Source organism: Variovorax sp. SG517 (assembly GCF_013376045.1).
Taxonomy (GTDB): domain Bacteria; phylum Pseudomonadota; class Gammaproteobacteria; order Burkholderiales; family Burkholderiaceae_C; genus Variovorax.
This window is the reverse complement of the sequence record NZ_JABMJG010000003.1, coordinates 280891-293814: the sequence shown is the minus strand read 5'-3', so window position 1 is coordinate 293814 and position 12924 is coordinate 280891. Positions and strand designations below refer to the sequence as shown.

Below are 12924 nucleotides of genomic sequence, written 5' to 3'. Positions count from 1 at the left end.
ACCGACGGAAACTGGACACCGGGGCACTGTGGCGCCGCTTCACGCGCCGATCCATTGCGTTCCATTACATCGAACAGGAATGAGAACCTAAGAATTCCTGTGCCTGTCGAGCCCCGATGAAAGAGACAAGGAGGCATCGGTTCGACTACGGCCGAACGCCTTCCGCCCTCGCCGCCGGCTCACCCGATCGCGGCGCGAACGCTTCGCCAACAAGTCCGGAATGCCGCGCCGTTGCAGCAGCGACGTCGACGGGTGCATCCAGCAACGGCCCCGCGAGGAACGCGGCCAGCACGTCGTTGCCGGCCGCCTGCGTCCGCGCCGGGCCGCGCGACCCGCCGATGAGCGCGGCAGCCGCGAAGCGCGCCGGCGCCGACAGATACAGCGGCACGTCCGTGAAGCCGTAGTGATTCGCCTCGGCGATCTGGTAGCGATAGCCGCCGGCGCGCGCGTGCTGCACCAGCGCCAGGTTGCCTTGCAGGTAGTGCCGCGAATGCCGCGTCTCGCGGTGATCGCTTTCCAGCAGCAGGAACGGCACCGGCATCGGATCGGCGGCCGCGCGGCCGTAGAGCGTTCCGTCGATGTTGGCGACGGCGCGGATGCGCGCATCCTCCATGGCCGCCTCTACCGCACTCGCGCCGCCGAAGGAATGGCCGATCGCGGCGATGCGTTGCGCGTCGAGCCGCCCGGACAGCATCGGCCCGAAGGCGCCGGGCCGGCCGACCTGCCCGACGACGAAGCGCAGGTCGGCCGCACGCACCGACTGCCGTTCGCTCATGTAGCGCAGGCGATCCGGATCGTCGGGCAGGAAGCGCTCGGTTGGCGTCGCGAGCCGGCCGTCGGCCAGTTCGACCACCGGCGCCTCGTAGGCATGGTCCAGCGCGAGCACCACGAAGCCACGGCTTGCCAGGTCGGCAAGAAGCCCGGAATAGAACGCGCGCGACGCGCCATACCCCGGCGAGAACAGCACCACCGGCCAGCGCGCCCGTTGCGCAGCCACCGGCGCGTCGAGGCGCGCATGCGCGTCGATGCGGTCGTAGCGCTGCATCGCCAGCCCGGGGATGAGCGACACGAAGGACGGCAGCCTTCCCAGGCCGTCGATGTAGCGCGGCGCCACGCCCTGCCCCGGTTCTGCCGGATACCAGGCCTGGACCACGACGTTGCGCCGGTCATCCGGATCGGCGGTCGCATCTTCCGCCCGCTCGCCGTCCACCCATCGGAACACCTGGCTGCCGACCGCATAAGGTCCGTGCGGCGCGGGCAGCTCCGGCACCGGCACGAAGCTCCACGCGAGCAGCGCCGCCACGGCCAGCCCCGCGATGCCACTGCGCCCGAGCCATGCGAGCGCGCGCCGCGGCGCCGGCCGGCTTCGCCTCCATCCGAGCACCAGCAGCGCCGCAAGCAACGCATGGACGGGCAGGTATTGCCAATAGAGGCCATCGCGCCAGAGCTGGAAGGCGCAGGCGGCCAGCAACGCAGCCGACACCGCGAAGACCGCGCGCCCGCTCACCCGCCTCGTCGCCGCCGCGATCAGCCCCAGGCCGACCGCGACCAGGACGATCGCGCCATCGAGCATCGACATCGCCCGCGCTCCGTTGCCGTCCCGTCAGCCGGCGTAGCGGGCCAGCATGCCCAGCTTCTCGTTCAGCGCGGCCTGGAAATGCTCGCGCTGCGAGGGCACCCACATCGGCGCGTCGAAGGAGGCGACGACGCGATGGCCCTCGATGCGGATCGTGCCCGCCAGCGGCTCGCGCACCGCGAAGTCGTCGCCCTGCGGCTCGATCCTGAAACCCAGCGCCTCGACCTCCTTCAGCTGCGCCTTGAGCGCCTCGCGCAACACGGCCGGGCGACCGGCATGCGCAACGGCGATCTCGACCGGCCGCAGCTCCGGCAGCGGCAGCAGCACCGGCGCGATGAGCTTCGAGGGCCCGCCCGCGGCCGGAAAGCGCAGCTTCGCCGCCGCATCGAGCACCAGCGCGCGCGCCGCCGCGACCTCGTCGTTCGCTTCGTAGCCGCTTTGCGCGGTGACGAAGTTGTCGGTCAGCACCTCGACCGACTCCACGCCGCCGCCGGCCGCCACCGCGAGGCGGAAGCTCATCACGCCCTGCACGTCCCTGAGGGGCCTCAGCGGTTCGGCGAGCGCGCGATGGAATCCGGCGACCACTTCGCGCGCGGCAGCCTCGTCCAGCGGCCCCGCCACCACCGGCGAGCCGGCGCGCAGGTGACCGACCAGCGCGATGCGCGCTTCCAGCGGGTCCATGCTGCCCTGGATGGCCGGCGTGCCGTGGACGATGCGGTCGTCGAACAGCAGCAGCTGGTTGAACTGCGCCGGCACCAGCTCGTACAGCGCCTCGCCGTGCACGTGGTGTTTCTTGTAGCTGGGCACGCCGTCGCGCATCAGCAGCGTTTCGCCGCCGGCGAACTTGCGCGACTGCCAGCGCGTGAGCGAATAGACGAAGCCCAGCGTGCCGTTCTGGAAGTCGCTGTGCAGGCCCAGCGTGCAGCCATTGACCATCAGGTGCAGGTTGGGCTCGCCGGTCGGAACCAGCCCCGCGTGCTCCATGCACCACTGCCGCAGGTGCCGGTCGAAGCGCCGCCACAGCGGCTGCGGAAACACCTGCTGCGGCGTCGTGCGCAGGTAGGTGTACATGCGCGGATCGCAGAAGTACTGCCACTGGACCGACTGTCGGTAGGCGTTGCCCACCTTCTCGTCATAGGCCGCGCGCAGGGCCTCGGCTTCAGCAAAGAAGTCGGCGGCGACGTGCTGGCGGCGGATCACGCGGCCACCTCATGCATGTCGCCCAGCGCCACGCGCACCTGGCGGTTGCCGCTGTAGGGCAGGCGGCCGTGGGCCATCAGCAGGTTGTTGACCAGCAGCACGTCGTGGGCCTCGGTCGGGATGCGGACCGAGCATTCCAGCAGCACGCGGTCGATGGTGCGCACCCAGTCCGCCGGGATCGGGCTGCCGTCGCCGAAGAACACCGTGCGCGGAAACTCGTCGCGGCGGAAGTGCTTGCCCAGCATCGCATCGACCTCGGCCGGCAGCGCATCGGGGTGGTGCAGCAGGATCTGGTTGAACCAGGCCTCGGTGCCGCGCCCGGGAATCCGCAGCACGGCATGGGTGCGGTACGACACGGTGATGTCGTTCTCGGAGATGGCGTCGATCTCGTGCCCGCTGGCCTCGATCTTCCCGCGCAGCTCGTCCAGGGTCTGGACCTTGAAGAACTGCTGCCACGAGGTGTCCAGCCCGCGGATGAAGCGCCGCCGATACACCAGGCCCAACTCGCGGAAGCGCTCGAGCATCTGCGCGGGCAGCCGCTCGATCACCTGGCGTCCGTCGGACAGGGTCCACTCGCCGCCCTCGGAGGCCGGCTCCAGGCAGAAGAAGAGCTGGCGCGAAGGCCAGCTCTGCGTGTGCGAGGCCTCGTTGTGGAAGCGGATCTCCAGGTGCTTGGGATACGGCGTGGCGAAGTAGACGTTGTCGCCCGCGCTGGCCAGCGGCAGGTCGCCGTAGTGCCTGTAGAGCGCGTCGCAGGCCGAGGCCGCGCAGTCCTCGAAGCCCGGCAGGCCACCGACCTCGAAGCCGCGGAACAGCACGTGGCCGTCGCTCCACAGCGCCTCGTCGATGCGATCGCGGTTCTGCCGTATCCAGGGCGCCAGCGGCTCGCGGGATGTCGAAGTGATTTGCATGGGTTCTTTCACAGCTTCGTTCGTTGATCTCTTCAGGACATGGCCACCAGGATGCGGCGCGGCCCGTCGAAGGGCAGCCGCCCGTGCGCCGCCAGCAGGTTGTCCACCACCAGCAGGTCGCCCTGGCGCCACGCGAAAGTGCGCCGCTGCGCGCGCAACACCTCGCGCACGGCGGCCAGCGTGGTGCCGTCGATGCGCCCGCCGTCGCCGTAGTACGCCGCCATCGGCAAGCCGGCCTCGATGCGCGCATCGACCTTGGCGCCCGTCGGCGTATTGGAGGCGTGGAACAGGTGCACCTGGTTGAACCAGACGCGCTCGCCGCTCAGCGGATGCACGCGCGTGGCGGGCCGCCGCTCGTGGATGCGCAGGCCGCCGCCGGGCTGCCATTCGCAGCCGATGTCCATCTCGCGGCAATGGGCCTCGACCTGCTCGCGGTCGGAGGTCTCGAAGGCCTTGCTCCACGCGTTGTAGGGCGCATGCGCCGGCGCGAGGTTGCGCACGTACATCAATTGGCGGCGCTCGAACTCCTCGGCGATGGAGGCCGGCATCGCCTGCAGCACGCGCCGCGAATCGGCCAGCGGCGTCTCGCCGCCCGCCTGCGGCGCGGTCGCGCAGAAGAAGTAGAGGCGCTGCGGCCATCGCAGGCTGTACGACATCTCGTTGTGAAGCGGAATCTCCAGCTGCTTCGGATACTCGGTCGAGGTGTAGACGCCCTCGGCCACCTTGCTGCGCGGCGAGGTGCCGCCCGCGTAGTCGAGCAGCTGCCGGGGCGCCATCGCCGCGACCGCGCGGCGGAAGTCTTCGGCCTCACGCAACGGGAAACCGCGAAACAGCAGCGCGCCTGCGCGCAGCAGCATGGGCTCCAGGCGCGGCATCGCTGCGCCGAACCAGCCCTCGGCATCGGCCGTGCTGCCACCGGCCAGCTCGGCATCGGCGTGGATGAGATGCGGAAGGCCGTCCTCGAAGTCCTCGGCCTCGCGCGAGTCCGCGAGGGTTGCCGCCGCCCCGCTCATGCGCGCTGCCCCAGGTACCAGTGGCGCCCGACGATCTCGATCACGCGATCCACATGCGGCGGCCTGAGGATCGACAGGTGGTGGCTGCCGGGCAGGTCGAAGCTGCGCAGCCGGGGCTCGTGCGTGCGCCAGGCGTCGAGGTTCACGGCGTCGTCCTCGTCGCCGGAAACCGCGCGCAGCAGCAACGCCAGGCCGGTGAACTCGCCCTCGGGGCGGTAGCCGATCGCGCACTGGCGGCAGAACATCTCCAGCACCGGCGCGAAGTCCGCGCGCCGCGCGCTGGGCGGCAGGAGGCGGGCGCGCCGCATGGCCTCGAAGACCGATGCCGTCTGCTCGCCGGCCGGCAGCACGGCCAGCGTGCTGGCGTCGAGCCCGTGCTCCTTTCCGCCCTGCAGCCGGATCAGTGCCAGGTACTCGCGCAGCGCGTGGGCGCGGTCGCCGAAACCTTCGGTGCGCGGCGCATCGGTGTCGACCAGCACCACCGGCGCGACCGTCGCACCGGCTCCGGCCAGCTGCCGCGCCGCTTCCAGCGCGACCCAGCCGCCGAAGGAATGGCCGATCAGGTGATAGGGCCCCTGCGGCTGCAGCGCGCGGATCGCATCCACGTAGCGCCGCGCCGCCTCCTGCAGCGTGGGCGGCTCGCCGTCGCGGCCCAGCAGCGCGGGGGCTTCCAGGCCGATGAAACTGGCGTCGCCGGGGCTGCGCGAAGCGAACTCCAGGAACGAAGTCGCATTGGCACCCGCCCCCGGCAGGCAGAACACCTTGCGTGCCTGCGTGCCCCCGCTTCTGATCGTCACCGCCGCACCGTGCGCCGGTGGGCGGCCGGCCACGGCAGGCGCACTCGCCGTGCCATCGAGCCGGGCCAGGATCGAATCGATCGCGGCGCCGACACGCGCCGCGTGCCCGGTGTCCATCATGATGCTCCAGTGGTCGCCGCCCACCGGATGCACCTGCAGCCGGTTGCCGAAGACCGCGCCCCAGCCGTTGGTAGGGTCGCCCGCATCCCCCGGCAGTGCCGAGAACAGGTGCGCATCGAGCTCCAGCGGCCGCGCGTGATAGCGATGGGCTGCCGCGCGCAGCTCGAACCAGAGCCCCGCGCGCGCGTCGAACTCGGCCGGGCTCATGTCCTTCTTCAGCCACCCCTCTGCGCGCGCCAGCGCGATCGCCGCGGGCAGGCCGTCGGCCGCGAGAAGCCGCTCGATCTCGCCCGCCTCCAGCTTGCGCCCGTAGTACTCGGCGAAGGCCACCAGCAGCAGCTTGCGGTCCTGCTCGCCCAGTTCGGACACGCCGCGCTCGCCCGCGCCGGGGTGCCAGCTGTCGACGAGCCCGAGGAACTCGACCCGCTCGCCCGCCGCGATCAGCTGCCGCGCGACCTCGAAAGCCAGCACGCCACCAGCCGACCAGCCCGCGAGCCGGTAGGGCCCGCGCGGCAGCGCCTCGCGGATCAGCCGCACGTAGCCCGCGGCCAGGTCCTCGTAGCGGCTTCCGGCCTGCACCGCGTCGCGGTCGGCGCGGATGCCGTAGAGGCCGACTTCCGGATCGACGTGCCGCGCCAGCCGCTCGTACGACAGCACCTCGCCGCTGGGCTCGTGGATGAACACCAGCGCGCGCCGCGCGTTGCCGCCCTTGCGGATGGTCACCCACTGCGCATTTGCGTCCGCCACGTTCTCGCGCGGCTTGCCGATCAGCTCGGCCAGCGCGCTGAGCTGCTGCGCCAGCAGCACGTCCTGCAGCGCGACCTCGTAGCCCTTCTGCTTGAGCCCCTCGATGACCTGGAACACCATCAGCGAGTAGCCGCCCAGGTCGAAGAAGTTGTCGTGGCGGCCGATGCGCTCAATGCCCAGCAGCTCCGACCAGAGCGCGGCGATGGTGCATTCCGCCTCGCCCCGCGGCGCCTCGTAGCGGCCCAGCGCCAGGCCCTGCGCGTCGGGCGCGGGCAGCGCCTTTCGGTCGAGCTTGCCGTTGGGCGTGAGCGGCAGCGCGGCCAGCGCCACGAAGGCCGAAGGCAGCATGTACTCGGGCAGGTGCGCGGCCAGGCCGGCGCGCAGCTTCGCCGGATCGGGCGTTTCCGTGCCGGCCACCACGTAGGCGACAAGCCGCCTGTCGCCGGGAATGTCCTCGCGCACGACCACCGCCGCCTCGCGCACGCCCGGCAGCCGCGCGAGTTGGGCTTCGATCTCGCCGGGCTCGATGCGGAAGCCGCGCAGCTTGATCTGCTGGTCGTTGCGGCCGAGGTATTCGAGCGTGCCGTCCTCGCGCCAGCGGCCGAGGTCGCCGGTGCGGTACATGCGTGCCTGCGCATCGTGCACGAACGGATCGCGCGGAAAGCGTTCGGCGCTGAGGTCGGCCCGGCCGAGATAGCCGCGCGCGACGCCGGCGCCGCCGATGTGGATCTCGCCCGCCACGCCGACAGGCACCGGCTGCCCCGCCGCGTCGAGCACGTAGATCCGCGCGCCAGGCATCACCTGCCCGATGTGCGGCCGGCGCCCGTCGATGACGCCGCAGCTCGCATCCACGCTGCATTCGGTCGGCCCGTACATGTTGAAGAAGAGCCGCCCTTCGACGGCCGCCAGCGTGCTCCAGGTGGCCGCGTCGATCGCCTCGCCGCCGAGCAGCAGCTTGCGCAGGCTCGGCGCGCGCCCCTGCAAAAGGCCCGCACCCTGCATCAGCCGCAGGTGCGAAGGCGTGCACTCCATCGCCTCGATGCGATGGGTTTCGAGGAAGGCCAGCAGCTCCTGCGCGCCCAGCCGGTCGGCCTCGGGCAGCAGGAACACGCTGCGGCCGAAGGCCAGCTGCCCCCAGGCCTTCACGGCCATGTCGAAACCGAAGGAGGAGTTCCATGCCACGCGCCGGCAGTCGGGCGCCGTGCCGTGCACGCAGGCCTCCATCGCGCGCAGGAAGAAGGCCACGTTGCGGTGCTCGACCATCACGCCCTTGGGCTCGCCGGTCGAACCCGATGTGTAGATCACGTAGGCCAGGTGCGAGGGCCTGAGGCCGACGGCAGCCGGATCCGGGTTGGTGGACGGCGCCGCGGCCAAGTCCGGCAGCTCGGCGTCGAGCAGCACGCGTGCGCATCGCTGCGGCGCCTGCAGCCTTGCGTCGAGGCGCTGCTGGGTCAGCAGCACGATCGCGCCGCTGTCTTCCAGCATCTGCGCCAGGCGCTCGTCCGGATGGACCGGATCGAGCGGCACGAACGCGCCGCCGGCCTTGAGCGTGGCCAGCATCGCCACGACCATCCCGATGCTGCGTTCGGCGCAGATCGCCACGCGGTCGTCGGGCTTCACGCCAAGCGAGCGCAGGTGATGGGCGAGCCGGTTGGCGCGCTCGTTGAGCTCGCGGTAGCCCAGGCTTTCGCCCGCGTATTCGATCGCCGGCGCATCGGGCCGGCGCGCCGCCTGCTCCTCGACGAGCGCATGCACCAGCACGGGCTCGGCGGTGGCGGCATGGCTTTCGTTGAAGCCTTCCACGATCGACTCGCGCTCATCGGCATCGAGCAGGTCGATGCGGTCCACCGGCTGGCTGTCGTCGGCGACCATGGCGCGCAGCACCGCTTCCAGGCATTGCCATTGGCGGCGCACCGTGGCCTCGTCGAACAGGGCACAGGCGTAGTTGAGCTGGCCGGCAATGCCCTCGCCGTTCTCGCGCAGCTCCAGCGACAGCTCGAACTGCGCGCTGTCCGCGCCGCCGCCGAGGCTCTGCGCCTGCAGGCCGGGCAGGTCGAGCCCGGCCTCGGGCGTGTTGTGCCACGACAGCATCACCTGGAACACCGGATGGTGGGCCAGCGAGCGCGGCGGGTTGAGCGCCTCCACCAGCCGCTCGAAGGGCACGTCCTGCAGGCTCTGCGCCTGCACCGCCGTCTGCCGCGCCTGCGCCAGGAGCGCGCCCACGCTCGGGCCGTCCGAAAGATCGATCTTCAGCGCCTGCGTGTTGACGAAGAAGCCGATCAGCGGCTCCACCTCCACGCGGTTGCGCCCGGCATGCGAGCTGCCGATCACCACCTGCTCCTGTCCGCTCAGCCGGCCCAGCACCACCGCCCATGCCGCGAGCAGCGTCATGTACAGCGTGGTGCCATGGCGCTGGCCCAGCGCGCGCAGGCCCCGGCCCAGCGCCGCGTCGAGTTCGACCGCGATGTTGGCGCCGCGGTAGTCCTGCACCGGCGGGCGCGGCCGGTCGGTCGGCAGGTCGAGCAAGGCCGGCGCGCCGCGCAGCTGCCGCACCCATTGCTCCAGCTGCTGCTGCAGCAATGGCCCTTGCAGCCACTGGCGCTGCCACATGCCGAAGTCGGCGTACTGGATGGCCAGCGGCGGCAGCGGGTCGGGGCGGCCCTGGCGAAAGGCGCCATACAGCGCCGAGAACTCCTTCGCCAGCACCCCGCCCGACCAGCCGTCAGAGACGATGTGGTGCATCGTGACCAGCAGCACGTGGTCGTCGGGCCCCAGAGCCAGCAGCTGGCCCCGGATCAGCGGGCCCAGCGCAAGGTCGAAGGGCCGCAGCGCCTCCTCGCGCACGATGCGCTCCAGCGCCTCGTCCGTGATGCCGCGCCGGTCTTCGTGCAGCAGCGCGAAGCCGCGCGGCGCGTCGATGACCTGCCGCACCTCGCCGCCGATGCCGACGAAGCGGGTGCGCAGCACCTCGTGGCGCTCGACGATGCGGTCGAAGGCGGCCTGCAGCGCCACGGTGTCCAGCGGGCCGCGCAGCCGCACCGCGTCGGGCACGTGGTAGGCCTTGCTCGCCTCGGGATCGACCCGCGCGATGAACCACAGCCGCTGCTGCGCGAAGGACATCGGCAGCGGCGCCGAGCGGTCGGCGCGCGCGATCGTGCCCAGCGTGTTCTGGCTCGCCTGCGCCACCTCACGCGCCAGGTCGGCAAGCCGCGGATGGGTGAACAGCGCCGGCAGCGGCAGCTCCACGCCGAGCCGCTCGCGCAGCTGCGACACCAGCCGCACCGCGAGCAGCGAGTGGCCGCCCAGTTCGAAGAAGTCGTCGTTGCGCCCGACGCGTTCCATGCCGAGCAGCTCGCACCAGATCCGCGCGAGCGTGTCCTCGATCTCGCCCATCGTCGCCTCGTAGCTTCGATGGGCGAAGGCCAGGCCCTCGGGCGCCGGCAGCGCCTTGCGGTCGAGCTTGCCGTTCGGAGTCAGCGGCAGGGCCGCGAGCGGCACGAAGGCGCCCGGCAGCATGTGTTCGGGCAGACGGATTGCCAGCTGCCGGCGCAGTCCGGCAGGGTCGATGGCGTCCTGCGTGCCGTCCGCGACGACGTAGGCGACAAGGCGCCTCTCGCCGGGCACGTCCTCGCGCGCGACCACAGCCGCCTCGCGCACGCCGGGCAGCTCCGCGAGGCGCGCCTCGATCTCGCCGGGCTCGACGCGGTGGCCGCGGATCTTGAGCTGGAAGTCGTTGCGCCCGAGGTACTCGATCGTGCCGTCGTCGCGCCAGCGGCCGAGGTCGCCGCTGCGGTACATGCGTGCACGCTCGTTGTCCGCGAACGAATCGCGCAGGAAGCGCTGGGCGCTCAGCGCGGGCTGGTTCAGATAGCCGCGCGCCACCTGCGCGCCGGCGATGTGGATCTCGCCCGCCACGCCGCGCGGCACGGGCCGGCCCTGCGCATCGAGCAAATACAGCCGGCAGTTGCCGACCGGCGTGCCGATGGGCGGCAGGTCGTCCCATTCGTCCGGGGAGCCTGCGAGCGTGTACGTCGTGACCACGTGGCTTTCGGTGGGGCCGTAGTGGTTGTGCAGGCGCGCCGTACTGCCGCCATCGAACAGCCGCCGTATCGCCGGCGTGATGCGCAGCTGCTCGCCCGCGACGATCAGGTCGCGCAGCGTCGGCGGCAGCGCCGCGCCATGCTGCGACCACAGCTCGCTCAAGGCATTGAGCGCAATGAAGGGCAGGAAGAGCCGCTCGATGCCCTGCCCGCCGAGCCAGCCGGCTAGCGCGGGCAGGTCGCGCCGCAGCTCCTCGGGCAACGGCACCAGCGTGCCGCCCGTGGCCAGCGTCGAGAAGATTTCCTGGAACGCGACGTCGAAGCCCGGCGCCGCGAACTGCAGGGTGCGCGCCGCACCCGGCAACTGTTCGCGCTGCCAGGCCAGCAGGTTGACCAGCGCGCGGTGCGGCATCACAACGCCCTTGGGCACGCCGGTGGAGCCGGAGGTGTAGATCACGTAGGCCAGGTGCTCGCCGCGCAGGCCCAGCGCGTGCGGGTCGGGCCGCGGCGCGGCGGCCTGCGCCCATGGCGCCGCGGCGATGTCGTCGAGCAGCACGCGCTCGCAGGCAGGCGGCGCGGCGAGGCGCTGCACCAGCCGCTCCTGCGTGAGCAGCACGAGCGGTGCGCTGTCGGCGAGCATGTGCACCAGGCGTTCGCCGGGCAGCGCGGGGTCCAACGGAACGTAGGCGCCGCCGGCCTTGAGCGTGGCCACGATCGCGATCACCGATGCAGCCCCGCCCTCCAGGCAGATCGCCACGCGCTGGTCGGGCACCACGCCCAGCGTGCGCAGGTGCCGGGCCAGCTGGTTCGACCGGGCCTCCAGCTCGCCATAGCCCAGCCGTTCGGTGGCGGACTCCAGTGCGGGCGCCGAGGGGTCGCTGTCGGCCTGGCGCTCGAACAGCGCGTGCACCAGTTCGCCGATGTCGCCGCGGTCAACGCGGGTGGAGTTGAAGCCTTGCAGCACCTGCTCGCGCTCCGCCGCCGGCAGGGTCTCGATGTCGCGCATCGGCGTGTCGGGCGCCCGGTCGAGCGCACGCACGAGGTTTTCCAGGGTTTCGCGCATCCAGCCGGCGATGCGCGCGGCGTCCACCTGCTTCACGATCTCGGCGGTGATGGAGAAGCCCTCGCCGTGGTCGTCCACGTGCAGCACGAAGGGGTAGTTGGTGCGGTCGCGGCTCTCCAGGTGATGGATGCCGGTGACGCCCTGCTCACCTTGCGCCGCTGCTTGCTCGCGGCTGTGGCGGTAGTTCAGCAGCGCCGAGAACAGCGGCGTGTTCGCGGGCAGGCCGCTGCAGCGCTGCGCCAGCGTGAGCGATGCGTGCTCGTGGCGCAGCAGTTCCGCGAGCGCGGCGGCCGTCTCACCGAGCGCAGCGCCTGCGCCGCGCCCCTCCAGCCGCACCCGCAGCGGCAGGGTGTTGATGAACATGCCCATGGCGCGGTCGGCGCCTTCGCCGCCCTGCAGCCGGCCGAGCAGCACGGTGCCGAACACAACGTCGCCGCGGCCATTGCCGCTGCAGCGCGCGAGCACCTGCGCCCACGCCAGGTGGAACACGCTGGCGGCGGTGGTTCCGTGCCCACGGGCAATGCGCCGCAGGTCCGCGCACAGCGCCGGCGCCAGCCGCAGCTTCGCCTGCACCGCGTCGCTGCCGTTGCCCTGCACGTCGAGCAGGTCGAAGGGCGCGGTCGGCTGCTCGACGTCGCCCAGCATCGCGCGGAAGAACTTCTCGTGCTCGGCTTCGCGTGCGCCCAGCCGCGCCTGCGCGACGAAGTTGCGAAAGGGCACTGGCTGCGGCAGCTCGGCGCTGCGGCCCTGCATCACCACGGCCACCTCGTGGGCCAGCAGCTCCAGCGTGACGTGGTCCATCGCCAGGTGGTGATAGAGCATCTGCAGCAGCCAGCGTCCGCCTTGCGCTTCGTCGAAGGCCGCGAAGCCGCGCATCATCGGCGCGCGGCGCACGTCGAGGCGGTAGCGGGCCGGGTCGGCATGCGCCTGCAGCCGCGCCTGCACGCCATCGCCATCGCCATCGCCATCGCCATCGAACTCCAGCGTCTCGACTTCCAGCCGAGCCCGCCGCCACACCACCTGCACCGGCTCGGGCAGTCCGTCCCACTGCACGGCGGTCCGCAGCACGTCGTGGCGCGCGATGGCCTCGTTCATCGCGGCGACGAAGCGGTCCAGCAGCTCGCGGCTGTCGAAGGCCATCAGCAGCCGGGTCAGGTAGGCATCGCCCTGCTGCTGCAGCAGGTGATGGAACAGGATGCCCTCCTGCAGCGGCGCGAGCGGATAGATGTCCTGCACGTTGCCCGCACCACCGGGCGTGGCGGCGACGATGCGGTCGATCTGCGCCTGCTCCAGCCGCACCAGCGGCAGCATGCCCGGGGTGATGCGCGGCTGCTGCTCCTGCTCCTTCCCCTTCTTCTGCCGCTGTGTTGCCGCGGCAGCACGATCGTCGTTGGCGGCCACCCAGTTCATCAGCGCCTGCTTGTGCAGCTTCAGCGACGCCATCACGCCGGGCGTCA

The 12924-nt window shown here is 71.7% G+C and carries 4 protein-coding genes and 1 pseudogene; all 5 read right to left on the bottom strand.

The features are described 5' to 3' along the window. Nucleotides 1–145: 145 nt before the first annotated feature. Nucleotides 146–1579, bottom strand: coding sequence for a hypothetical protein (locus FHT32_RS10735; RefSeq protein WP_176664612.1), 1434 nt, complete (start codon nt 1577–1579; stop codon nt 146–148). Nucleotides 1580–1603: 24 nt separating this feature from the next. Continuing rightward, entirely contained in the window at nt 1604–2776 is a 1173-nt protein-coding gene (locus FHT32_RS10730; RefSeq protein ID WP_176664611.1) for a hypothetical protein, read from the bottom strand. Beyond that, entirely contained in the window at nt 2773–3687 is a 915-nt protein-coding gene (locus FHT32_RS10725) for a TauD/TfdA family dioxygenase (RefSeq protein WP_176664610.1), read from the bottom strand. The genes FHT32_RS10730 and FHT32_RS10725 overlap by 4 nt, the downstream gene beginning before the upstream one ends. Nucleotides 3688–3719: 32 nt before the next feature. Then, on the bottom strand, nt 3720–4700 hold the full coding sequence (locus FHT32_RS10720; RefSeq protein ID WP_176664609.1) for a TauD/TfdA family dioxygenase: 981 nt from the start codon (nt 4698–4700) through the stop codon (nt 3720–3722). A 41-nt stretch (nt 4701–4741) separates the two neighbouring features. Further along, nucleotides 4742–12793: pseudogene (locus tag FHT32_RS10715) on the bottom strand (amino acid adenylation domain-containing protein); the annotation flags it as partial. Nucleotides 12794–12924: the final 131 nt, after the last annotated feature.